Genomic DNA, 22,500 nt, shown 5'->3' on the forward strand with positions numbered 1-22,500 from the left:
AGTGTTCAGGGGAGATGTTGCTTGACCCAGGCGGCGACGCCTTCCAGGGCTAGGGCAAGGGCGGGCCCGTCCTCGCCACCACCCTGGGCGAGATCCGGGCGGCCGCCGCCCTTGCCCGATATCTGACTGGCGATATGGCTCAACAGTTCCCCCGCCTTGACCCGTCCCATTGGGCTGCCGTTCACGCCGGCCACCAGGGCGGCCTTGCCGCCGCTGGCCCCGGCCAGCACGATCACGCTGTCGCCCAGCTGCTGCTTCAGGCGGTCCATCGCCTCGCGCAGGGCCTTGGCGTCGAAGCCTTCCAGGCGTACCGCAAGCACCTTCACCCCGGCCACGTCGACCGCCGAGGCGCCCAGGTCGGCGGTGGCGCCGGAGGCCAGCTTGGCCTTCAGCGCCTCCAGTTCGCGTTCCAGGCGCTTGGACCTGTCGCCGAGTTGGCGGATCTTCTCGACCACGTCGCCGGCGCTGCCGCCGAGCAGCTCGGCAGCCTCGTGCAGCCTGGCCTCTTCGCCGGCCACATGGTCCAGCGCGCCCTGCCCGGTCACCGCCTCGATGCGGCGCACGCCGGCGGACACGCCGCCTTCGCTGGTGATCTTGAACAGGCCGATATCGCCGGTCCGCGACACGTGGGTGCCGCCGCACAGCTCGGTGGAGTAGTCGCCCATCTTCAGCACGCGCACGCGCTCGCCGTACTTCTCGCCGAACAGCGCCATGGCGCCGAAGTCCAGCGCCTCCTGCATGCCCATGTGGTGCACTTCCACGGCGTGGTTGGCGCGCACCTGCGCGTTGACCTTGCGTTCGACCAGCGCCAGTTCCTCGGCGCTCATCGGCTGAAAGTGCGAGAAGTCGAAGCGCAGCCGGTCCGGCGCGACCAGCGAGCCCTTCTGCTGCACATGGGTGCCGAGCACCTCGCGCAGCGCGGCGTGCAACAGGTGGGTCGCCGAGTGGTTGAGGATGGTGGCGCCGCGGCGATCGCTGTCGACCTGCGCCGACAGCACCGAGCCCAGGCGCAGCTGCCCGCTGCGCAGGCGACCGACGTGGCCGTGGAACTGGCCGGCGAACTTCTGCGTCTCGCCCACATCGAATTGCGTATCGTCGGCGCCGAGCTGGCCCAGGTCGCCGACCTGGCCGCCGGACTCGGCGTAGAACGGGGTGCGGTCGAGTATCACGATCGCCTCGTCGCCGGCCTCGACCGACTCCACCGGGCGCCCGTCCTTGAGCAGCGCGATCACCTTGAGCCCATCGGCCTGCAGCGCGTCGTAGCCCAGGAACACGGTCGGGGTCAGCTGCGCCACCAGATCCGCCGGCAGCGTGGTGCCGCCACCGAACTTGCCCGCCGCGCGCGCGGTCTCGCGCTGCCGCTCCATCGCCGTCTCGAAACCGCCCATGTCCACGTCCATGCCGCGTTCGCGGGCGATGTCGGCGGTCAGGTCGACCGGGAAGCCGTAGGTGTCGTACAGGCGGAACGCGTCGGCGCCAGGAATGGTGGCGCCGGTGCGCGCGGCGATCTCGTCGAAGATCTTCATGCCAGCGTCGAGGGTCTCGGCGAAGCGCTCCTCCTCGGCCTTCAATGCGCGCTCGACGGTGGACAGCGCCGCCGGCAGTTCCGGATACGCCTCGCCCATCAGCGACGACAGCGTGGCCGCCATCTTGTGGAAGAACGGCTGGCGCACGCCGAGCATCCAGCCATGGCGCAGCGCGCGGCGGATGATCCGGCGCAGCACGTAGCCGCGGCCTTCGTTGGACGGCAGCACGCCATCGACGATCAGGAACGAGCAGGCGCGGATATGGTCGGCGATCACGCGCAGCGACTTGTTCTCCAAGTCGGCCATGCCGGTCAGCTCGGAGGCGTGCCGGATCAGGGTCTGGAACAGGTCGATCTCGTAGTTGCTGTGCACATGCTGCAGGATCGCGGCCAGCCGCTCCAGGCCCATGCCGGTGTCCACGCACGGCGCCGGCAGCGGCACCAGGGTGCCGTCGGGCTGACGGTCGAACTGCATGAACACCAGGTTCCAGATCTCGATGAAGCGATCGCCGTCCTCGTCCGGCGAACCGGGAGGACCACCAGCCAGATGCTCGCCGTGGTCATAGAAGATCTCGGTGCACGGACCGCAGGGGCCGGTGTCGGCCATCTGCCAGAAGTTGTCCGACGCGTACGGCGCGCCCTTGTTGTCGCCGATGCGCACGATCCGCTCCGGCGGCACGCCGATCATGTCGCGCCACAGCTCGTAGGCCTGCTCGTCGGTGTGGTAGACCGTGACCAGCAGCCGCTCCTTGGGCAGCTTCCAGACCTCGGTCAGCAGCTCCCAGGCCCAGGCGATGGCGTCCTTCTTGAAGTAGTCGCCGAACGACCAGTTGCCGAGCATCTCGAAGAAGGTGTGGTGGCGCGCGGTATAGCCGACCGAATCCAGATCGTTGTGCTTGCCGCCGGCACGCAGGCAGCGCTGGACGTCGGCCGCGCGCACGTAGCTGCGCTTCTCCGCGCCCAGGAACACGTCCTTGAACTGCACCATGCCGGAATTGGTGAACAGCAGCGTCGGGTCGTTGCCCGGCACCAGCGGGGCGGACGGCACGATGGTATGGCCCTTCCCGGCAAAGAAATCGAGGAAGTCGCTGCGGATCTGGGAGGTGGAGAATTTGGCGGGTGAGTTCATGGGCTGGCTATGGACGAGCGGACGGGCCTCCGGGTGGACGCCCGACATGAGGGCGCACGCAAACCGGACAAGACAATCCGCCAAGGGTAGCAGGCCCGGCCCGCTCAGTCCTCAGGGTCGTAGCGCGTTGCGGCGCGGATGCTGTCGCCGTCGAAGCCGCGCCGCGCCAGCAGGTCGGCCGCCTTGCGCCGCTGCGGCAGGTCCGCCGGCCCGGCCTCGCCGAAACGGCGTTGCACCAGATCGCGGGCGTTCTCGGCCCAGTCGCCGTCGAAGGCCTCCATGGCCACCGCCACCGTTTCGCTGTCCAGCCCGTGGATGCCCAGTTCCGCACGGATATGCAGCGGGCCATAGCCGGTACTGGCACGGCTGCGCACCAGCAATTCGGCGAAACGGACGTCGTCCTGCCAGCCCTCGCCCGCCAGCCTGGCCACGGCGGCCTCGGCTTCGTCGCGCTCCACACCGCGCGCCAACAGCTTGTGGGTCAATTCCTTGCGCGAATGCTCGCGCCGGACCAGCAGGCCCAGCGCCCGTTGCAATGGGGTCTGTTCTTTCTGCCGGCGCCTGCGGCGCGGGCCCTGCGATGCTTCGTTGTCACTCATGGGGGATGACCGCCACGGTTCAATTGTGCCGTCCCTGGCACCTGCCCTCCTGGCTTGCATAGGACTACCGAGGGAGACGAGCGGCACTGACTCCACCGCTCCCCCGGTAGAAGACCGTTACGCGTCGATGTCCGCCTCTTCGGCTTCGGCGGCGCTGGGCGCGACTTCCGTGGGCTGGAACTTCTCGCGAAGCTCGCTTTCCAGCTTCGCCGCCACCTGCGGGTTGTCGCGCAGGTACTGGCGCGAATTGTCCTTGCCCTGGCCGATGCGCTCGCTGCCGTAGCTGTACCAGGCGCCCGCCTTCTCGACCAGCTTGGCTTCCACGCCCATGTCGATCAGTTCGCCCTCGCGGCTGATGCCTTCGCCGTAGAGGATCTCGGTGATGACCTGCTTGAAGGGAGGCGCCAGCTTGTTCTTGACCACCTTGATCTTGGTCTGGTTGCCGATGATCTCGTCGCCCTTCTTGATCGCGCCGATGCGGCGGATATCCAGGCGCACGGAGGCATAGAACTTCAGCGCATTGCCGCCGGTGGTCACTTCCGGGCTCTGGCCCGGCATCATCACGCCGATCTTCATGCGCAGCTGGTTGATGAACACCACCAGGGTGTTGGAGCGCTTGATGTTGCCGGTCAGCTTGCGCAGCGCCTGGCTCATCAGCCGGGCCTGCAGGCCCGGCAGCTGGTCGCCCATCTCGCCTTCGATCTCGGCCTTGGGAGTCAGCGCGGCGACCGAGTCGACCACCACGATGTCCACCGAACCCGAGCGCACCAGCATGTCGGCGATCTCCAGCGCCTGCTCGCCGGTATCCGGTTGCGACAGCAGCAGCTCGTCGACGTTGACGCCAAGCTTGCCCGCATAGATCGGGTCCAGCGCGTGCTCGGCATCGATGAACGCGGCGGTGCCGCCCTTCTTCTGGCACTCGGCGATGGCCTGCAGGGTCAGCGTGGTCTTGCCCGAGGATTCCGGGCCGTAGATCTCCACGACGCGTCCCTTCGGCAGGCCGCCGATGCCCAGCGCGATGTCCAGCATCAGCGAGCCGGTCGGAATCACCTCGACGGCTTCGATGATGCGATCGCCCATCCGCATCACCGAGCCCTTGCCGAACTGCTTCTCGATCTGGCTCAGGGCAGCGGCGAGCGCGCGCTTCTTGTTCTCGTCCATTTTGGTGTCCTTCGGAGGTGAGGGTGTTTTGCGGGGTAGGTTCAATTTAGCGGCCAGGTATCGCACAGGCTGAGACGGTGCGAGGCAAAGAAAAAATAATTCGTTCGAGGCGATGTACGGCAGCGGCGAATGGCGATGGAAAATGTCGGAAAAACCCGCTCGGCGCTGTGGCGAACCCCTTCAGCATCCGGTTCAGCGGTTGGGCCGCAGCAGGCCGCAGTACAGCCCTTCGATCGCGAAGTCCTGATCCGGCAGCACTTCGATCGGCGCGTAGTCGGGATTGCGCGGCAGCAGGCGGATGCGGTCCTTGCCGATCTTCAGCAGCTTGACCGTGACCTCGTCGTCGATCCGCGCCACCACGATCTGCCCGGAGCGCGCGTCGCGGGTTCGGTGTACGCCGATCAGGTCGCCGTCGAAGATGCCTTCGTCGCGCATCGAATCGCCCTGCACCTTCAGCAGGTAGTCCGGCGCCGGCGAGAAGAACACCCGGTCCAGCACCACGAAGTCGTCGGAGCCGATGTCCGCGCCGATCGGCACGCCGGCGGCGACCCGTCCCAGCACCGGCAGGCGCAAGATGTCCGCCGCCTCCACCATCGGCGCGGCAGGCGGCTGCGCGGCGCCGGCCACCAGGCGGATGCCGCGCGCCTGCCCGGGGACGCGGCGGATCGCGCCGGCCTGCTCCAGGGCCTCCAGGTGGTACTGGGCGGCGCGCACACCCTTGAACCCGAACGCGCGCGCGATTTCGGTCTGCGAAGGCGGCGCGCCGTCGTGCTCGATGCGCTCGGCGATCAGGTCGAGGATGGCTTGCTGGGTTTCGGTCAGTTCCATGGTTAGTAGTAATACTACTAAATTCCGGAACAGGCAAGCCTTGCGGCTTCGCGCGAGCGGAGTGCAGCGCTAGCGGCCGCTGCGCCAGATCGAGAACAGGATCCACACCCCCGACAGCGCGGCGCCGATGAAGCCGGCGACGCCGATCGCCAGCAGCCAGCGGCTGGAGATGCCGCCGACGCTGTTCATCACGATCGACGAGCCGATGATCAGCGCCGCGGTGACGATGCCGAGGGTGAGCCGGTTGGCGGCGCGATTGACCTGGTCGCCGAAGCCCTTCAGCGAGGTCGTCTCCACGTTCAGCTGCAGGCGCCCGCGCCGCGCCGCCTGCAGCAGCCTGCGCGCGTCGCGCGGCAGGTCGCCGAGCAGCTCCAGCGCGCCGAGCACGGTGCGGCGGCTGCGCCGGGCCATCGCCCGCGGCGCGAACCGCTGCAGCATCACCCGCTCCAGATACGGCCCGGCGGCGCCGGCCATGTCGAAGTCGGGATCGAGCTGGCGCCCCACCCCTTCCAGGGTCAGGAACGCCTTGATCATCAGCGCCAGGTCGGCCGGCAGCGCCAGCGCGTGCTCGCGCAGGATCGCGGTGACGTCGCCGAGCATCGCGCCCATGCGCAGTTCCTTCAGCGGCACCCCGCGGTACTGGTCGACGAAGCCGGCGATCTCCAGCTGCAGGCGCGCCTCGTCCACCTCCGCATCGCCGTTGGTCCATTCCAGCAGAACGTCGGTGACCGCCTCGGCATCCTGCGTCACCAGTCCGTGCAGCAGCTGCACCACCTGGTAGCGGCGCTGGTCGGAGATGCGCCCGACCATGCCGAAGTCGATCACCGCGATGCGCGCGCCGGGCAGGTAGAAGATGTTGCCCGGATGCGGATCGGCGTGGAAACAACCGTCCTCGAGCACCATCTTCAGCACGATGTCGGCGCCCACGCGCGCCAGCTGCCGCCGGTCCAGGCCGGCGGCGTCGACCGCGGCCAGGTCGCGCCCGCCGATGCCGGCGACGAAGTCCTGCACGTTGAGCGTCTCGCAGGTCCACTGCCAGTGCACGCGCGGGATCACGATCTCGTCGTGGCCTTCGAAGTTGGCGGCGATGCGCTCGGCGTTGCGGCACTCGCCGGCGAAGTCCAGCTCGCGCCGCAGCGACAGGGTGAACTGGTGCACCACCTCGGCCGGGTGGTAGCGCTTGAGGTCCGGCGCGCGCGCCTCGACGATCTCCGCCAGCCGCGCGAGCAGGCGCAGGTCGGCCTCGATGACCTCGCGGATGCCGGGACGGCGCACCTTCATCACCACCGGGGTGCCGTCTTCCAGCCAGGCGCGATGGGTCTGCGCGAGCGACGCGGCGGCCAGCGGGGTTTCGTCGATCTGCGCGAAGATCCCGTCCGGCGCCTCGCCCAGCGCGTCGACCAGCTGCGGCAGGATCTGCGCGTACGGCAGCGCCGGCGCCGAATTCTGCAGCTCGCTCAGTTCGGCGATCCAGTCCGGCGGCAGCAGGTCCACGCGCGTGGCCAGCACCTGGCCGAGCTTGACGAAGGTCGGCCCCAGGTCCTCCAGCGCGCGCCGCACCCGCTGCGGCGCCGACATGCGCAGCAGTTCCTCGGCGTTGTGCCAGTGCAGCAGGCGCCCGGCGCGCTCCAGCACGTCGGCCATGCCGATGCGCCGGACCACGTCGCCGAAACCGAAGCGGATCAGCACCGAGGCGATTTCCTGCAATCGCCCCAGGTCGCGAACGGTGCTCAGCGCCTCCCACATGGTGGCCGCCACCTAGTGCGCGCTGGCGCGGTGCGCAGCGCCGCTCACAGCAGTGCACCCAGGCCGTGCAGCGCCGCGGCGACGGTCTGCCGGCGCACCGCGTCGCGGTCGCCGTCGAACTGGAACAGCTGCGCGCTGGCGTAGCCGCCGCGACGCTTCCAGCCCACCCACACCGTGCCGACCGGCTTGTCGGGGCTGCCGCCGCCCGGGCCGGCGATGCCGGTGACCGCGACCGCGATGCTGGCGCCGGAGTTGACCAGCGCGCCGGACACCATCTCGATCACCGTCTCGCGGCTGACCGCGCCGTGCTGCTCCAGGGTCTGCGGACGCACCCCGAGCAGCGCCTGCTTGGCTTCGTAGCTGTAGGCGACCATGCCGCAGTCGAACCACTCCGAAGAGCCGGTGATGTCGGTCATCGCCTTGGCGATCCAGCCGCCGGTACAGCTCTCGGCGGTGACCAGGCGCTCGCGCGCGGTGCGCAGGCGCTCGCTCAGCGCGACGGCGAGCTGCAGAAGTTCCTGGTCGGTGGGGGCGGTCATGGCGCTGCTTCTGGAAAACCAATGCGCTTTGTAGCCGAATTCGCCGTGGCTGTCGCGCATGCACGGCAGCGCGGCGATGAGGCGCCGGCAGGCGCACCGGGCTACCTGAAAGGTGCGGGCAGGCGACGGGTCAACGGCCGCAGCATTTCGCGATCCGTCCACAGCCCCGGGAAGACTTCGAACTTCAGGTCGTCGCGATCGAGTCCAGTGTCGAAATAGCGGCACAACCTGTCGCTCACGTCTTCGCTGCCCCACATGTTGGTGAGCTCGCGCCTTTCGATGATGTCGCGATCTTTCGCAGGCTTCAGCTGCTTTCGAAGCGGCGGCACCAGGCTGTAGTCGGCTGCGCAATCCCTGCCGATATCGATCAGTTCGGCGCCTTTAAACGGGAAACCGCCCTCGAAGTTCACGTGCGGCCTCAACCAGTAGCGTTCATGGTCCGACAGGACCAAGGGGCGCGCCGGCGGCAGCTTGTCCACGGTGAGCCGCTGGACGACGTCCCGGCCGACGAAGCCGCTGAACAGGATTGGCGCCTCATCCAGTTCGGGGACGCTCCAGACGCCATCGCGGCTGCTCACGTCGTGGAACCGCATGATCGAGCTCCTGGCCATCCGGCCCACGGTATACAGCCCGTCGCGCAGCCTGAGGCTGACCCAGTCGCCCTCCTTCCAGGCCATGCGCTTGGCCACCAGGCGCGTGCCGGCTACTGCCAGTCCTCGGCCTCACGCGCCGGCAGCAACGCGCGGATCGGCGCGCCGTCGGCGCTGGCCGCCAGCCGCTCGGCCTCGGTGATCGGGATGTCCACCTCCAGCAGCCAGCCATGCTCGTCGGCCTGTTCGCTGCGGATCACCTGCAACTGGTGCAGCTGCGAGCGCAGCCGGCCCGATTCCGGTCCCAGCCGCAGGCTGCCCTGCACATGCTGCAGGCCCAGGCGCTGGCCGAGCACCGCCTGCAGGATGTCCAGGCCGCGTCCGTCGCGCGCCGAGATCCACACCCGTTCGCGGCGCGCCTGGTCGGGCACGCCGTCCTGCGCGTCGTGGCGCGCCTCGGCGCCTTCGATGCGGTCGATCTTGTTGAACACCAGCAGCTGCGGCAGGTCGCCCGCGCCCACCGCGTTCAGCACCTCGTCGACTTGCGCGATGCGTTCCTCGCGCAGCGGATCGGCGGCGTCGACCACGTGCAGCAGGAAGTCGGCCTCGCGCGCCTCGGACAGGGTCGAGCGGAACGCGGCGACCAGTTCGTGCGGCAGGTCGCGGACGAAGCCGACGGTGTCGGCCAGCATGGCGTTGCCGCCAGGCAGCGCGATGCGGCGCACGGTCGGGTCGAGCGTGGCGAACAGCTGGTCGGCGGCGTAGGCCTCCGCGCCGGTCATCGCATTGAACAGGGTCGACTTGCCGGCATTGGTGTAGCCGACCACCGCAATCCGCGGCAGTTCGCTGCGCACCCGTGCGCGGCGCATCTGGGTGTGCTGCACCTCGACCTTCTCCAGCCGCTTCTGCAGCTGCTCGACCCGCTTCTGCAGCAGGCGGCGGTCGGTTTCCAGCTGGGTTTCGCCGGGGCCGCGCAGGCCGATCGAGCCGCCGCGCTGGCGCTCCAGGTGGGTCCAGCCGCGGACCAGCCGCGTGGCCATGTGCCGCAGCTGCGCCAGCTCCACCTGCAGCTTGCCTTCGTGGCTGCGCGCGCGCTGGGCGAAGATGTCCAGGATCAGGCCGGTGCGGTCGATCACGCGCCGCTCTAGGTACTTCTCCAGGTTGCGTTCCTGGCCCGGGGTCAGCGCGTGATTGACCAGGATCAGGTCGGCGCCGGTGGCGTCGGCGGCGGCCTTGACCTCCTCCAGCTTGCCGCTGCCGATCAGCGTCGACGGGCTGGGCTTGTCGATGCGCGCGGTCAGTGTCGCGGCGATGCTCGCGCCGGCCGAGCGCGCCAGGTCGACGAACTCCTCCAGCACGTCTTCCTCGACCGGGCCGCCGGCATGGGTCTGGATCAGCAGCGCGTGTTCGCCGCGGCGGGAACGGTCAAACACCCGCGGCTCCGCCCTGCATCGTGTCGCTATTCGGCTTCGTCATCGCCTGCACTGCTACCCTCGTTCTGCTGCACATAGCCGCCGCCCGGCCCGACGCGCACGTTGCGCGCAGGCACCACGGTGGAAATGGCGTGCTTGTAGACCATCTGGCTGACAGTATTGCGCAACAGCACCACGAATTGGTCGAACGACTCGATCGTGCCCTGCAGCTTGATGCCGTTGACCAGATACACCGACACCGGAACCCGCTCGCGACGCAGCGCGTTCAGGAAAGGATCCTGTAAGGACTGTCCCTTGGACATGATTCACTCCCGTTTATAGTTTTTATGTGCCCGGGACGGCACTACCGCTCCCCTGCCGCGCCCCCGGACCGGTGATGTTACACAACCGCGGGCACCAGCACAGTGCGGCAGGTAGCCAATTCAGCCGAGGAAGGCCGAAACCGCCGCGTCGATGGCGTCGGCTTGGCGCTCGGGGTCGAACCAGCGCGCGTCGAGCTCGCCGCGCAGCCAGGTCAGCTGCCGCTTGGCCAGCTGGCGGGTGGCGAAGATCGCGCGGTCGCGGAACGTGGCCGCGTCGCTGGCGCCGTCCAGGTGCTCCCAGGCCTGCCGATAGCCGACCGCGCGCACCGCCGGCAGGTCCAGCGGCTGCGGCACCTGGCGCATCGCCGGCAAGGCCCGCAGCGCACGCACCTCGTCGAGGAAACCCTGCGCCAGCATCGCGTCGAAGCGCTGTTCGATGCGCCGGTGCAGCACGGCCCGGTCGGCCGGCGCCAGCACCAGCTTGAGCACCCGCAGCGGCAGCCGCGGCGGCCCGGGCAGGGCCTGCCATTCGCTGATCGGCCGTCCGCTGAGCCGGAACACTTCCAGCGCGCGCTGGATGCGCTGCGGGTCGCTGGGCCGGATCCTGCGCGCCGCCAGCGGGTCGACCTGCTGCAGTTGCGCATGCAGCGCCGCCCAGCCTTCGGCCTGCGCCTGCGCGGCGATCGCCGCGCGCAACTGCGGATCGGCCGGCGGCATCGGCGCCAGGCCTTCGAGCAGCGCCTGGAAGTACAGCCCGGTGCCGCCGGCCAGGATCGGCAGCCGGCCGCGCGCGACGATCGCATCGATCGCATCGCGCGCGTCGGCGGCGAACTCGGCGGCCGAATAGGTCTGCCACGGGTCGCGCAGGTCCAGCAGGTGATGCGGTACGCGCGCCAGCTGCGCCGGGTCCGGCTTGGCCGCGCCGATCGCCAGCCCGCGGTACACCAGCGCCGAGTCGACGCTGACGATCTCCCCGCCGCAGCGTTCGGCCAGCGCGATGGCGGCGGCGGTCTTGCCGGAAGCGGTCGGGCCCATCAGCGCGATCGCGCGCGGACGGCGGTCGGCCGGCATCAGTCCTCGTCCGGCCAGCGGATGGCCGGCGCCGCCGACGCCGCGCGCGGCACCGGCACCGCGTTCACCGCCTGCCATACCTTCAGCGCGTCCACCGTCGCGGCGACGTCGTGCACGCGCAGCAGCAGCGCGCCGCGCTGCGCCGCGAGCAGGTGCGCGGCGACCGAGCCGGCCACGCGTTCGGAAGGCATGTCGCGCCCGGTCAGCTCGCCGATGCTGCGCTTGCGCGACAGCCCGGCGAGCACCGGCACGCCCAGTTCGGTGAACCGCGCCAGCTGCGCGAGCAGCAGCAGGTTGTCGGCGGTGCCCTTGCCGAAGCCGAAGCCCGGATCGATCAGCAGCCGGCGCTTGTCGATCCCGGCCATCTCGGCGGCGAACAGGCGTTCGGCCAGGAAGCGGTGCACGCTGCCGACCACGTCGTCGTAGTGCGCTGCCTCGCCGGCGGCGTAGGCGTCGCCCGGCATGTGCATCAGCACCACCGGCACCTGCAGTCCGGCCGCCGCATCCAGCGCGCCCGGATGCCGCAGCGCCTGGATGTCGTTGATCATGCCGGCGCCGGCGGCGACCGCCGCGCGCATCACCTCCGGCTTGAAGGTGTCGATGCTCAACGGCAGCGAGGTCTGCGCCGCGAGCCGCTCGATCACCGGCAGTACGCGGCGCAGCTCCTCCTCCACCGGGACCGGCGCGGCGCCGGGGCGGGTCGATTCGCCGCCGATGTCGAGCAGGTCGGCGCCCTCGGCGGCCAGCTGCAGGCCATGCGCGACGGCCGCCTCGACCGTGGCGTGCGCGCCACCGTCGGAGAACGAGTCCGGGGTGACGTTGACGATGCCCATCACCTGCGGGCGGTCCAGGGTCAGGCGGCGTCCGCCGCAATCCAGCACGGGCGAAGTATCGAACATCAGCGGCCTCCCGGGCCTTTGCGCATCTTGAACACGCTGAGTATGGCGCCCAGCGCGATGCCGACGCCGATCCCGATCGCCAGCCGGTCCAGCACCACGCCCACCGCCACGCCGACCGCGGTGGCGATGACGATCTCCATGGTGAACGACGGCGGCGGATCGGGCTGGGACGACATGCAACGGCGGGGGCGAATGAAGGCGGCCATTGTCGCGCAGTCCGGCGGCCGCGTCGCGGGCTGCGCATGCGCGCATGCCGGTCCACCCGGCAACGGCCCTCGCCGTCGCTGCCGGGCTTCCGCCGAGCGCTTGCGGTCGGCGCAATGCCGTGTAGATGCCGCCGACGAACAGACGAGACACGCTCGCTACGCGGCGTGCTGCATCCATGCCCCTGGGAGCGGCACGGTTCGGCGCCACCTGCCGCCACAACGAGAAAAGCCAGGGATCGCTCCCTGGCTTCTCGTTTTGCGGATGCCGCGCGGTTACAGCTGTTCGGCCGGCCCGGCGATCGGCGGCAGCGGCCGCGAATTGCCCTTGTCGTTGCCGCCGTCCTTGCCGGACTTGTTCCAGCCCATCGGCGGCGGCGGCTCGCGGCCTTCCATGATCGCGTCGATCTGCGGCACGTCGATGGTCTCGTATTCCAGCAGCAGATTGGCCATCACGTGCAGCTTGTCCAGGTTCTCGGTCAGGATCTTCGTGGTCTTCGCATAGGCCTTGTCGAGGATCGAACGCACCACCTCGTCGATGCGCCGCGCGGTGTCGTCGGAGACGCTCTTGTGCTGCGTGACCGAACGGCCCAGGAACACCTCGTCGTCCTCCTCGCCGTAGGCGATCGGGCCCAGCTCGTCGGACAGGCCCCACTTGGTGACCATGTTGCGCGCCATCTTGGTCGCGCGCTCGATGTCGTTGGAGGCGCCGGTGGTGACCTTGTCGTTGCCGAAGATCAGCTCCTCGGCGACGCGGCCGCCGTACAGCGAGCACAGCTGCGATTCGATCGCGACCTTGTTCATGCTGTACTTGTCGCCTTCCGGCAGGTACATGGTCACGCCCAGCGCACGGCCGCGCGGGATGATCGTGACCTTGTAGACCGGATCGTGCTCGGGCACGACGCGGCCGACGATCGCATGGCCGGCCTCGTGGTAGGCGGTCAGCGTCTTCTCGTCCTCGCTCATCGCCATCGAGCGGCGCTCGGCGCCCATCAGGATCTTGTCGCGAGCGCGATCGAAATGGTCCATGCGGACCTCCTTGACCGTTTCGCGCGCGGCGAACAGCGCCGCCTCGTTGCACAGGTTGGCCAGGTCGGCGCCGGAGAAACCCGGGGTGCCGCGCGCGATGACCATCGGCTCGACGTCGTCGGCCAGCGGCAGCTTGCGCATGTGCACCTTCAGGATCTGCTCGCGGCCGCGCACGTCCGGCAGGCCGACCACCACCTGGCGGTCGAAGCGGCCCGGACGCAGCAGCGCCGGGTCCAGCACGTCCGGACGGTTGGTCGCGGCGATCACGATCACGCCCTCGCCGCCCTCGAAGCCGTCCATCTCCACCAGCAGCTGGTTCAGGGTCTGCTCGCGCTCGTCGTGGCCGCCGCCCAGGCCGGCGCCGCGATGGCGGCCGACCGCGTCGATCTCGTCGATGAAGATGATGCACGGCGCGTGCTTCTTGGCCTGCTCGAACATGTCGCGCACGCGGCTGGCGCCGACGCCGACGAACATCTCGACGAAGTCCGAACCGGAGATGCTGAAGAACGGCACCTTGGCCTCGCCGGCGATGGCCTTGGCCAGCAGCGTCTTGCCGGTGCCGGGCGGGCCGACCATCAGCACGCCGCGCGGGATCTTGCCGCCGAGCTTGGTGAACTTGGTCGGGTCGCGCAGGAAGTCGACCAGCTCGCTGACTTCCTCCTTGGCTTCGTCGCAGCCGGCCACGTCGGCGAAGGTGATCTTGATCTGGTCCTCGCCCTGCAGCTTGGCGCGCGACTTGCCGAAGGACATCGCGCCCTTGGCGCCGCCGCCGCCGCCCTGCATCTGGCGCATGATGAACAGCCAGAAGCCGATGATCAGAATGACCGGCAGGAAGTTGATCACCAGCGACCAGAAGCCCGGGCCGTTGGCCGGCTTCTGACGGATCATCTCGACCTTCTTGTTGTACAGCACGTCGACCAGCTTGTCGTCGCGCGGGCCGTAGACCACGCCTTCGCTGCCGTCGGCACGCTTGAAGCGGATCGCGTTGACCGAAAAGCCGCTCTCGTCGGTGTATTCGACCGACTTGATGCGGTTGTTGTCCACGTCCTGCAGGAACTGGGTGTAGGTCACCTGGTCGCTGGCGGCGCCGCCGGCCAGGCGCGGCGAGAAGCTCTGGAACACCACCATCAGTACGACGGCGACGACTACCCACAGCAATAGATTCTTGGTCAAGTCGTTCATCCTCATTGGCTCCGGTGTCCCTTCAACTCATTCTCGATGCGATATGCGACGGGGGCAGCTTACTTGATCTGGGTGCGCTTGCCCTGTCCCAGGACATAGACTTCCGGCGAGCGCTTGCGCGACGCGGCCGGCTTGCGGATCGACACCTTGTCATAGCGGCGGCGCAGCTGGCGAATGTAGTCGTCGGAGCCCACGCCCTGGAACAGCTTGATCAGGAACGCCCCGCCCGGCTTCAGGTGCCGGTCGGCGAACTCCATCGCCAGTTCCGCCAGGTGCATCATCCGCGGTTGGTCGACCGCATCCATGCCGCTTTTATTGGGGGCCATATCCGACAGCACAAGGTCTACCGGCTGATCGCCGAGCATCGCCTCGAACTGGGATAGCACCGCGTCCTCCCTGAAGTCGCCGTGAAGGAACTCCACGCCGGCCAGCGGCGGCATCTCCAGGATGTCCAGCGCCAGCACCCGGCCGCGCTCGCCCATCGACTTGCGGATCTGCTGCGACCAGCCGCCCGGCGCGGCGCCCAGGTCGACCACGACCATGTCCGGGCGCAGCAGCCGGTCGCGCTGCAGCAGCTCCTCCAGCTTGTAGGCCGCGCGCGAACGCATGCCTTCGGCCTGGGCCTTCTTGACGAAGGGATCGGCGAAATGCTCTTTGAGCCAGCGCTGGCTGCTTTTGCTGCGGGTGACCATGGGATCGGAGGCGTGATGGGCGACCATGATACCCTGATCACCCTTCTCCACCGCGTTCCCGCCTGCATGTCCATTAGCCTTACCTCGTCCCAGAACCGCTTCCTGCGCGGCCTGGCGCACGATCTCAAACCGCTGCTGCAGATCGGCAGCAAGGGCGTGACGCCGGCGTTCCTGGCCGAACTGGACGAGGTGCTGGAACGCCACGAACTGGTCAAGGTGAAGGTCGGCGGCGACGACCGCGAGGCCCGCGACGCGGCGATCGCCGCGCTGGTGGAGCAGTCGGCCAGCGCGCTGGTGCAGCGCATCGGCCACACCGCGATCCTGTACCGCCCGGCCAAGGAAGACCGCCAGATCGTGCTGCCGCGCGGCTGACGCTCCCGGAGGCGACGATGCAGCTGACCCAGGACCTTCCCGACTACGCCTACACCCTGCGCATGGCCGACGGCCGCCAGGCCAAGGTGAACGACCGCGTACTGACCCGGAGTTTCGTGCTCACGCCCGACACCCTGGTCGAGACCTGGGACGCGGCGCCGGCCGCCGAGCTGCGCCCGGACCACCTGCAGCCGTTGCTGGAGCTGAATCCGGCGCTGGTGATCCTGGGCACCGGCCAGCAGCAGGTGTTCCCGCCGGCCGCCGCGCTCGCCGCCTGCCTGACCCGCGGCATCGGCATCGAGGTGATGACCAACGCCGCCGCCGCGCGCACCTACAACGTGCTGGCCGCCGAAGGCCGCCGCGTGGTGGTCGGGTTACTGCTCGAGCCGTGATCGGCCGGCGGCCGGGTATCGCGCCGCGCCTTGGTCTGCTTCTTGCGTTCAGGCGACGGCCTCACAGTGACCGCGCGACACGCAGCTTCGCCCGCTCGGCTCCATACGCCACGCCGTACGACTGGGCTGAAGTGCTTCATCCCGTGAACCGTTAGCCGAGTCGTACGCGGCGATCGCCTGTTGCAGCGGACGCTTGCGGCCCACCGGAGCGCATGCGCCGCGCCGCGCCGGATCTGCCGCTCGCCGGCGCCGGTTACTTGTTCGGCAGGTACAGCAGCGGGTCGACCGGCTTGCCGTTGTAGCGGATCTCGAAGTGCAGCATGTCGCGCGCGGCGCCGCTGCGGCCCATCTCGGCGATCTGCTCGCCGGCCTTCACGTTCTGGCCTTCGTTGACCAGCCGCTTGCGGTTGTGGCCATAGGCCGACAGCCATTGCTCGTTGTGCTTGATGATGATCAGCTCGCCGTAGCCGACCAGGCCGGCGCCGGAATACACGACCACGCCATCGGCGGCGGCGCGTACCGCCTGACCGTTGCTGCCGGCGATATCCACGCCCTGCTTGGTCGCCTCGCCGCCGACGAAGCGGCCTACCACCACGCCTTCGGCCGGCCAGCGCCAGCTGAAACCGCTGCTGACCGGCGGCGTGGGCGCCGCCGGGGTCGGACGCGCGCTGGCACCGGTGCTCGGCGGCGCCGGCACGGGCGCGGTGCCGCCGCGCGGCGCGGTGGACGCGCTGCCGCCGCTGGCGCCGGGCGGATACAGCTTGAGCGATTGCCCCGGGTAGATCGTGTACGGCGGCGCCAGGCGGTTCCAGGCCGCCAGGTCCTGCGGATTGACGTTGTTGTTGCGCGCGATGGCGTAGAGCGTGTCGCCGCGGCGCACGGTGACGCTGGCCCCGGGCTTGCCCGCCGAGGCGCGCGGCGCCGTCGACGCGCCCGGCGCGCCGGAGGTACGCACCACGGTGGCGCTGCTGCACGCGCCCAACGCCACTGCCGCCAGCAAAGCCACGCAGCAGCGCAAGGCGCTGCCCATTCCCCGATCGCCGCCGCTCATCCGAATTTCGCTCTCCATATCACCCATACCACCAGCAGCGCCAGGATCGCCATTGCGACCCAGCCGAGCGGTTCGATCCAACGGCGCAGCGCCGCTTCCGCGCGCGGGCCGCCGAGACGGATCGCGCCGGCCACCAGATACACGCGCTTGCCGCGCCCCACCAGCATGCTCGCCAGGAACGGTAGCAGCGGTATTCCCACGATGCCTGAGGCCCAGGTAAATATCTTCAGCGGGATCGGCGTGAATCCGGCCAGCACCAGCAGCCAGAACGCGCGCCAGGGCGACTCGGCTACCACTTCGCGCAAATGGCTCACCTGCGCGTCGATCTTCTGCGTCCAGCCCAGCCATTCGATCAGCGGCTGCACCGCGGCGAAGGCGAAGTGGCCGAGCATGTAGCCGACCAGCGCGCCGGCCAGCGAGCCCATCAGGCTGAGCGTGGCGAACCACAGCGCGCGCCGCGGCTGCGCCAGCGACATCGGCGCCAGCATCACCTCCGGCGGTACCGGGAACACGATCGCCTCGGCGAAGCTGAGCCCGGTCAGGAACGCCGGCGCGCGGCGGTGCCGCGACCAGGCGATGGCGCGCTCGTACAACGGCCCGAATATCTTCATCCCATGCGGCTCCGGCGGTTCAATCCAGCATGCCCGACAGCAACGGGACGAAGGTCACCGGCGCCAGGACGTCTTGTTCGATCTGCCCGTCGGCGTCGCGCAGCAACCGCACCAGCGACTGCGACGACGGGCCGCCGACCGGCGCCACCAGGCAGCCGCCCGGCGCCAGTTGCGCGACCAGCGCATCGACCAGCGCCGGCGCCGCGGCGGTGACCACGATCGCATCGTAGGGGCCGTGCTCGGCCCAGCCGATGCGGCCGTCGTCGTGCTTGCTGCGCACGTTCATGCCGAGCTGGCGAAAACGCTTGCGCGCCTGCCGCAACAGGTCGCCGATGCGCTCGACGGTATAGACCTCCAGCCCCAGCGCGGCGAGGATCGCGGCCTGGTAGCCGGACCCGGTGCCCACTTCCAGCACCTTCTTCGGCGCGCGTTCGAGCACGGTCTCGGTCATCCGCGCCACCACCCACGGCTGCGAGATGGTCTGGCCGTGGCCGATCGGCAGTGCAGTGTCCTCGTAGGCGCGCGATGCCAGCGCCTCATCGATGAACAGATGCCGCGGCACGGTGCGCACCGCGTTGAGCACGGATTCGTCGCGGATGCCCGACTCGCGCAGGCGCTCGACCAGACGGTCGCGCACGCGCTGCGAGGTCATGCCGATCCCGATCGCTTCTGGTTGCAGGCGCAGCCTCGGCGTCATGCCGGGTTGTCCAGCGCCGCGGTGAGGCCGCCGACCCAGCTGGCGACCTTTTCCAGCGCCTGGTAGCGGGTCAGGTCGACCTGGATCGGGGTGATGGAGATGAAGCCGGTACGCACCGCGTGGAAATCGGTGCCGGGGCCGGCGTCCTGCTCCGGGCCGGCCGGGCCGATCCAGTACACCGTGCCGCCGCGCGGATCGCGCTGCGGCAGGCACGGCTCGGAACGGTGGCGATTGCCCAGGCGGGTGACCTCGAAGCCCTTGACCTCGCCCCACGGCAGGTCCGGCACGTTGACGTTGAGGATGGTGTCGGCCGGCAGCGGATCGGCCTTCAGCCGCGCCACGATCTCCACCGCCGCACGCGCCGCGGTCTGGAAGTGCTTGGGCTCGTGGTTGTGGGTGACCAGCGACATCGCCACCGCCGGCAGGCCCAGGAAGCGGCCTTCCATCGCCGCCGACACGGTGCCGGAATAGATCACGTCGTCGCCGAGGTTGGCCGAGTTGTTGATCCCGGACACGACGATGTCCGGCTCGTATTCGAGCATGCCGGTCAGCGCCAGGTGCACGCAGTCGGTCGGCGTGCCGGCGACGCTGCAGGTGTTGTGGTCGATGCGCTTGAGCCGGATCGGCAGGTCCAGGGTCAGCGAATTGCTGGCGCCGGAACGGTCGCGGTCGGGCGCAACCACGGTGACTTCGTGGCCGGCGCTGCGCAACTGCTCGGCAAGCATCTTGATGCCGGGGGCGTCGACGCCGTCGTCATTGGAAACCAGTACGCGCATGGTGCTCCTCGGAAACCCCGCCATGATACCGGATGCGTCCGTCCGGGTCGCTGACAGGAAGGTTGCGTGACGGCGGTGACCGGTTAGGCTGTACCCATGTCGCATCCCGAAGACGAAGATCCCGGCGCGTTGTTCCGCGCGGCCATCGGCGAGGTCAAGCCGATCCGCAGCGTGCCGGCGCCGACCAATGCCAAGCCGCGGCCCAAGCCGCGCGCGCGCATGGCCGAGCGCGACGACGCCGAGGCGCAGAGCGAGTTCCAGCGCCTGCTTCGCGATGCCTCGCCGCTGGAAGCCGGCGATGTGGCCAGCTATCGCCGCGAGAACGTGCCGGCACGCGTGTTCCAGCGCCTGCGCCGCGGCCAGTTCTCCGCGCAGGACGAGCTCGACCTGCACGGCGCCACCGCCGCGCAGGCCGAGGCCATGCTGCGCCAGTTCATTGCCGAGGCGCACGCGCACGAATTCGGCTGCGTGCGCGTGGTCCATGGCAAGGGTCTGCAGTCCGGCGGCATCCCGTTGCTGAAGAACCTGGTCGACCGCCTGCTGCGCCAGCGCAACGACGTGCTGGCGTTCCACTCGGCCCCTCCCACGCAAGGCGGCACCGGGGCGATGCTGGTGCTGCTGGCGCGACGCTGAACGGGTGGTACGGCCGCATGCGGCGGCGGAGCGAGGCGGCGCAGGGTCGAGCATGTGGGAGCCCCGCCCATCATCATGGCGAGGCCCACGCAAGCGGCGTCCCGGCGACACATCCGGCATGCCGTTCCTGTGCCGGGAGCTAGACTTCGGGGGATTCCATGCCACCGCCTGAAGTATTGAGGCAAGCGGCGACCAGGGCAGCGCCAGGAACTCGGACCATCCGCCGCGGAGATTCCGGCGAGGCCGTCGCGACCGAGGTCGCTCCTACAGGTTTGGTTGCCTGCAAACGCACCGAGCAAAAAAGTTCCTAGGCGTCGCCCGGCGCAGCGCGCGTCGCCGACTACTCCCCCGCGACACGTTCGGCCGGCCGGCCGTGCTCGGCGTCGCCGACCTCGCCCAGTTCATGCAGCATCGCGGTGGCGTAGCTGCCGGGCGGCAGCGCGAAGCTCAGCTCCAGCGCATCGCCCCGAGCGTCCAGCCAGCGCCACTGCAGGTCGGTGGCGCGCAGGCGCGTCGCGCGCCGTTCCTGCTTCAGTCCGGCCTGTTCCAGGCCCTCGCGCAGCGCCAGCGCGGACGCATCGGACAGCGCGGACAGCTCCAGTTGCTGCGCCTGCGCTGCGCTGCGCAGTTCGCCCGCGCCCCACAGCGGCGCCGATGGATGGATGTCGAAGCGATTCAGGCGCTCGGCCAGCGCGTCGGACCACGGCTCGGGACCGAACACGCTGCGGCTGCCATCGAGCACCCATACCTCGCCCTCCAGCGCACGGTCCCAGCTGCCGCCGGCGACGCGCGCGGACAGCACCCGGTTGAACAGTTCCGAACGTGCCGCCGACAGCAGCAGCGAGCGCTGCTCGCGCTTGACCCGGCGCCCGCCGAACATCGCCAGCGCCGCGGCGACGTTGCCGCCGTCGCGCCCGAAACGCTGCTCGCCGAACCAGTTGGGCATGCCGCGCGCGGCGACCTGCGCCAGGCGCGCCTCGATGGCCTCGCGTTCGCCGCGCACCTGGCGCAGCACCAGCACGAAACGGTTACCGGCCAGCGCGCCGCGCGGCAGCTTGCGGTTGTGCCAGTGCGACTGCAGCACCTGCAGCGCTTCGTCGTCCAGCGTGGACGGCTCCGGCGCCACGCGCTTGGGCAGATGCACCGAAAAGCGCTGGGTGGTGACGGCGTGGCGGTCCTTCATGCCGGCGTAGCCGATGCCCATTTCCGCCACGCCCGCCCATTGCGCCAGGCGCCGCGCGACCGCCGCGGTGTTCATGCCGCGCTTGCGCACGGTCAGCAGCAGGTGCTCGCCTTCGCCCGTCGGCTCGAACGCCGGCAGCTCGTCGACCTGGAAATCCTCCGCCGCGCTGCGCATGCGCGCCTGCAGCACCGGCTCGCCGAAGGCGCGCGGCAGTTCGCTCACAGCGCCACCAGCAGCGCCACCGCCTGCGCGGCGATGCCTTCGCCGCGGCCGGTGAAGCCGAGCTTTTCGCTGGTGGTGGCCTTGACGCTGACCCGGTCGATATCGATCTGCAGCGCCTCGGCCAGGCGTTCGCGCATCGCCAGCGCGTGCGGTCCCACCTTGGGCCGCTCGCAGATCACGGTGACGTCGGCGTTGCCGAGCTGCCAGCCGCGTTCGCGCAGCAGCGCATCGCAGTGGCGCAGGAACTGCACGCTGTCGGCGCCCTTCCAGCGCGGGTCGGACGGCGGGAAATGCACGCCGATATCGCCCAGCGCCAGCGCGCCAAGCATCGCATCGCACAGCGCGTGGATGACCACGTCGCCGTCGCTGTGCGCCAGTACGCCGCATTCGTGCGGCACGCGCACCCCGCCAAGCATCACATGGTCGCCCTCGCCGAAGGCGTGGACGTCGTAACCCTGGCCGATGCGGAAGGGAGGAAAGTCAGGCATGGGCATCGAAGGATCGCAGGAAGGAAAAGAAGGGGCGTGCGCGCCGCGACGGCGCGGCATCCGCAGTGCAGCGCAGCCGGTTCACGGCTGCCGCGCGCGCAGGAACAGCTCGAACTCGAACCGCGCCAGATCCGCCGGCGTGGTGACCTTGAAATTGTCCTCGGCGCCTTCCACCAGCAACGGACGCAGTCCCAGGCGCTCCATCGCCATCGCATCGTCGGTGACCTCCACGCCGGCCGCCGCGGCCTGCTGCAGCGCGCGGCTGAGCTGCATGCGCCGGAACAGCTGCGGGGTCAGCGCACGCCACAGGCGCTCGCGCGGTTCGGTGGCATCGATGCCGCCATCGTCGCCGGCGCGCTTGAGCGTGTCGCGCACCGGCGCGGCCAGGATCGCGCCGACCGGATCGCCGCGCCCGGTTTCCAGCAGCCGGTCCAGGTCGGCCAGCGCCAGGTTCGGGCGCGCCGCATCGTGGACCAGCACGAAGTCGTCCGGTTTCACCGTGTCCGGCAGCGCGTCCAGCGCCGCCAGCACCGACGCGGCGCGGCTGGCGCCGCCGACGCAGGTCAGCAGCGGCTTGCCGGCCAGCTCGGTCCAGCCGGGCCAGTCGGCGTCGTCGGCGCCGACCGCGACCATCGCCCCGGCCACCGCCGGATGCGCGAGCAGCGCAAGCAGCGCATGCGCGATCAGCGGCTGTCCGCCGGCCTGCAGGTACTGCTTGGGCGTGGGGCTGCCGAAACGGGTGCCGCGGCCGGCGGCGGGAACGACCGCCCATACCGTGGCCATCAGGGCTGCTCGCTCGGCGGCGCCGGCTCGGACACCGGCGCCGGCGCGGCATCGGCCGCCGCCGACACCGGCGGTACCGGCGCGTCCTCGACCACGCGATAGAACTTCTCGCCCGGCTTGATCATGCCCAGTTCGCTGCGCGCGCGCTCCTCGATCGCCGCCTCGCCGTCCTTGAGGTCCTTGACCTCGGCGGCGAGCGCGGCGTTGCGCTGGCGCAGGCCTTCGTTGTCGCGCTTTTGATGTTCCACCTGGCTTTCCAGCACCATCACCTCGCCGGAATTGCCCGGACCGAGCCAGAAACGGTACTGCAGCCATGCCAGCAGTACCGCCAGCACCAGCAGCAGCCAGCGCCAGTTGCGCACGG

General features: G+C 69.8%; 25 protein-coding genes. 3 read left to right on the forward strand and 22 right to left on the reverse strand.

Annotated features, from left to right (window positions below; all coding sequences use genetic code 11):
* Positions 1 to 5 precede the first annotated feature (5 nt).
* The 14 genes from alaS to rlmE all read right to left on the reverse strand — a co-directional run bounded on the left by alaS (position 6) and on the right by rlmE (position 14,928).
* Positions 6 to 2,654, reverse strand: coding sequence for an alanine--tRNA ligase (alaS, locus tag JR065_RS17845; protein WP_206235711.1), 2,649 nt, complete (start codon positions 2,652 to 2,654; stop codon positions 6 to 8).
* 104 nt (positions 2,655 to 2,758) lie between these two features.
* Positions 2,759 to 3,253, reverse strand: coding sequence for a recombination regulator RecX (recX, locus tag JR065_RS17850; protein WP_206235712.1), 495 nt, complete (start codon positions 3,251 to 3,253; stop codon positions 2,759 to 2,761).
* Between the two features lie 117 nt (positions 3,254 to 3,370).
* Positions 3,371 to 4,414: a recombinase RecA gene (gene recA, locus JR065_RS17855; RefSeq protein ID WP_206235713.1), complete on the reverse strand. Its 1,044-nt coding sequence runs from the start codon at positions 4,412 to 4,414 to the stop codon at positions 3,371 to 3,373.
* A 192-nt stretch (positions 4,415 to 4,606) separates the two neighbouring features.
* Positions 4,607 to 5,242, reverse strand: coding sequence for a transcriptional repressor LexA (lexA, locus tag JR065_RS17860; protein WP_206235714.1), 636 nt, complete (start codon positions 5,240 to 5,242; stop codon positions 4,607 to 4,609).
* Between the two features lie 69 nt (positions 5,243 to 5,311).
* Positions 5,312 to 6,988 carry an ABC1 kinase family protein gene (locus JR065_RS17865; protein WP_206235716.1) on the reverse strand — a complete coding sequence of 559 codons (1,677 nt, stop codon included), beginning with the start codon at positions 6,986 to 6,988 and terminating at the stop codon, positions 5,312 to 5,314.
* Positions 6,989 to 7,032: 44 nt separating this feature from the next.
* Positions 7,033 to 7,527, reverse strand: coding sequence for a CinA family protein (locus tag JR065_RS17870; protein ID WP_206235717.1), 495 nt, complete (start codon positions 7,525 to 7,527; stop codon positions 7,033 to 7,035).
* Between the two features lie 101 nt (positions 7,528 to 7,628).
* The gene (locus JR065_RS17875) at positions 7,629 to 8,216 is read right to left on the reverse strand and encodes a hypothetical protein (RefSeq protein ID WP_206235719.1); all 588 of its coding nucleotides are present in this window, start codon (positions 8,214 to 8,216) and stop codon (positions 7,629 to 7,631) included.
* Between the two features lie 14 nt (positions 8,217 to 8,230).
* The gene (gene hflX / locus JR065_RS17880) at positions 8,231 to 9,550 is read right to left on the reverse strand and encodes a ribosome rescue GTPase HflX (protein WP_206235721.1); all 1,320 of its coding nucleotides are present in this window, start codon (positions 9,548 to 9,550) and stop codon (positions 8,231 to 8,233) included.
* A gap of 26 nt (positions 9,551 to 9,576) precedes the next feature.
* A complete protein-coding gene (gene hfq / locus JR065_RS17885) occupies positions 9,577 to 9,852 on the reverse strand; it encodes an RNA chaperone Hfq (protein WP_206235723.1) in 276 nt (91 codons plus the stop codon).
* Positions 9,853 to 9,972: 120 nt separating this feature from the next.
* Entirely contained in the window at positions 9,973 to 10,923 is a 951-nt protein-coding gene (gene miaA, locus JR065_RS17890; RefSeq protein ID WP_206235724.1) for a tRNA (adenosine(37)-N6)-dimethylallyltransferase MiaA, read from the reverse strand.
* Positions 10,923 to 11,822, reverse strand: coding sequence for a dihydropteroate synthase (folP, locus tag JR065_RS17895; protein ID WP_206235726.1), 900 nt, complete (start codon positions 11,820 to 11,822; stop codon positions 10,923 to 10,925). The genes miaA and folP overlap by 1 nt, the downstream gene beginning before the upstream one ends.
* Positions 11,822 to 11,998 carry a hypothetical protein gene (locus JR065_RS17900; RefSeq protein ID WP_206235727.1) on the reverse strand — a complete coding sequence of 59 codons (177 nt, stop codon included), beginning with the start codon at positions 11,996 to 11,998 and terminating at the stop codon, positions 11,822 to 11,824. The genes folP and JR065_RS17900 overlap by 1 nt, the downstream gene beginning before the upstream one ends.
* 303 nt (positions 11,999 to 12,301) lie before the next feature.
* Complete coding sequence (ftsH, locus tag JR065_RS17905) at positions 12,302 to 14,236, reverse strand: ATP-dependent zinc metalloprotease FtsH (RefSeq protein ID WP_206235728.1); 1,935 nt, start codon at positions 14,234 to 14,236, stop codon at positions 12,302 to 12,304.
* A gap of 59 nt (positions 14,237 to 14,295) precedes the next feature.
* Positions 14,296 to 14,928 carry a 23S rRNA (uridine(2552)-2'-O)-methyltransferase RlmE gene (gene rlmE, locus JR065_RS17910; RefSeq protein ID WP_206235747.1) on the reverse strand — a complete coding sequence of 211 codons (633 nt, stop codon included), beginning with the start codon at positions 14,926 to 14,928 and terminating at the stop codon, positions 14,296 to 14,298.
* A 66-nt stretch (positions 14,929 to 14,994) separates the two neighbouring features.
* Here rlmE and yhbY point away from each other — a divergent pair, with 66 nt between their 5' ends.
* Together yhbY and JR065_RS17920 are read left to right on the forward strand one after the other, a co-directional pair.
* Positions 14,995 to 15,300: a ribosome assembly RNA-binding protein YhbY gene (gene yhbY, locus JR065_RS17915; RefSeq protein WP_206235729.1), complete on the forward strand. Its 306-nt coding sequence runs from the start codon at positions 14,995 to 14,997 to the stop codon at positions 15,298 to 15,300.
* Between the two features lie 17 nt (positions 15,301 to 15,317).
* Positions 15,318 to 15,692, forward strand: coding sequence for an Mth938-like domain-containing protein (locus JR065_RS17920; protein WP_206235730.1), 375 nt, complete (start codon positions 15,318 to 15,320; stop codon positions 15,690 to 15,692).
* A 253-nt stretch (positions 15,693 to 15,945) separates the two neighbouring features.
* Here the strand turns inward: JR065_RS17920 and JR065_RS17925 are convergent, their stop codons facing one another.
* From JR065_RS17925 to surE, 4 genes are read right to left on the reverse strand one after another with little or no spacing between them, the layout of a single operon-like run.
* Positions 15,946 to 16,761 (reverse strand): peptidoglycan DD-metalloendopeptidase family protein, encoded by an 816-nt coding sequence (locus JR065_RS17925; RefSeq protein ID WP_429001884.1) that lies wholly within the window; start codon positions 16,759 to 16,761, stop codon positions 15,946 to 15,948.
* Positions 16,740 to 17,354, reverse strand: a complete 615-nt coding sequence (locus JR065_RS17930) for a YqaA family protein (protein ID WP_206235731.1) — start codon at positions 17,352 to 17,354, stop codon at positions 16,740 to 16,742. The genes JR065_RS17925 and JR065_RS17930 overlap by 22 nt, the downstream gene beginning before the upstream one ends.
* A 19-nt stretch (positions 17,355 to 17,373) precedes the next feature.
* Positions 17,374 to 18,051 (reverse strand): protein-L-isoaspartate(D-aspartate) O-methyltransferase, encoded by a 678-nt coding sequence (locus JR065_RS17935; RefSeq protein ID WP_206235732.1) that lies wholly within the window; start codon positions 18,049 to 18,051, stop codon positions 17,374 to 17,376.
* Positions 18,048 to 18,827 (reverse strand): 5'/3'-nucleotidase SurE, encoded by a 780-nt coding sequence (gene surE, locus JR065_RS17940; protein WP_206235733.1) that lies wholly within the window; start codon positions 18,825 to 18,827, stop codon positions 18,048 to 18,050. The genes JR065_RS17935 and surE overlap by 4 nt, the downstream gene beginning before the upstream one ends.
* A 96-nt stretch (positions 18,828 to 18,923) precedes the next feature.
* On the opposite strand from surE, the gene JR065_RS17945 reads away from it, so the two are divergent.
* Positions 18,924 to 19,460: a Smr/MutS family protein gene (locus JR065_RS17945; protein WP_206235734.1), complete on the forward strand. Its 537-nt coding sequence runs from the start codon at positions 18,924 to 18,926 to the stop codon at positions 19,458 to 19,460.
* 340 nt (positions 19,461 to 19,800) lie between these two features.
* Here JR065_RS17945 and truD read toward each other — a convergent pair whose 3' ends face one another.
* The 4 genes from truD to ftsB form a co-directional block, all read right to left on the reverse strand.
* Positions 19,801 to 20,865, reverse strand: coding sequence for a tRNA pseudouridine(13) synthase TruD (gene truD / locus JR065_RS17950; RefSeq protein WP_206235735.1), 1,065 nt, complete (start codon positions 20,863 to 20,865; stop codon positions 19,801 to 19,803).
* Positions 20,862 to 21,359, reverse strand: a complete 498-nt coding sequence (gene ispF, locus JR065_RS17955; RefSeq protein ID WP_429001885.1) for a 2-C-methyl-D-erythritol 2,4-cyclodiphosphate synthase — start codon at positions 21,357 to 21,359, stop codon at positions 20,862 to 20,864. The genes truD and ispF overlap by 4 nt, the downstream gene beginning before the upstream one ends.
* A gap of 75 nt (positions 21,360 to 21,434) precedes the next feature.
* Entirely contained in the window at positions 21,435 to 22,136 is a 702-nt protein-coding gene (gene ispD, locus JR065_RS17960; protein ID WP_429001886.1) for a 2-C-methyl-D-erythritol 4-phosphate cytidylyltransferase, read from the reverse strand.
* Positions 22,136 to 22,498 (reverse strand): cell division protein FtsB, encoded by a 363-nt coding sequence (gene ftsB / locus JR065_RS17965; protein ID WP_206235738.1) that lies wholly within the window; start codon positions 22,496 to 22,498, stop codon positions 22,136 to 22,138. The genes ispD and ftsB overlap by 1 nt, the downstream gene beginning before the upstream one ends.
* Positions 22,499 to 22,500: the final 2 nt, after the last annotated feature.

Source organism: Xanthomonas sp. (assembly GCF_017163755.1).
GTDB lineage: Bacteria > Pseudomonadota > Gammaproteobacteria > Xanthomonadales > Xanthomonadaceae > Xanthomonas_A.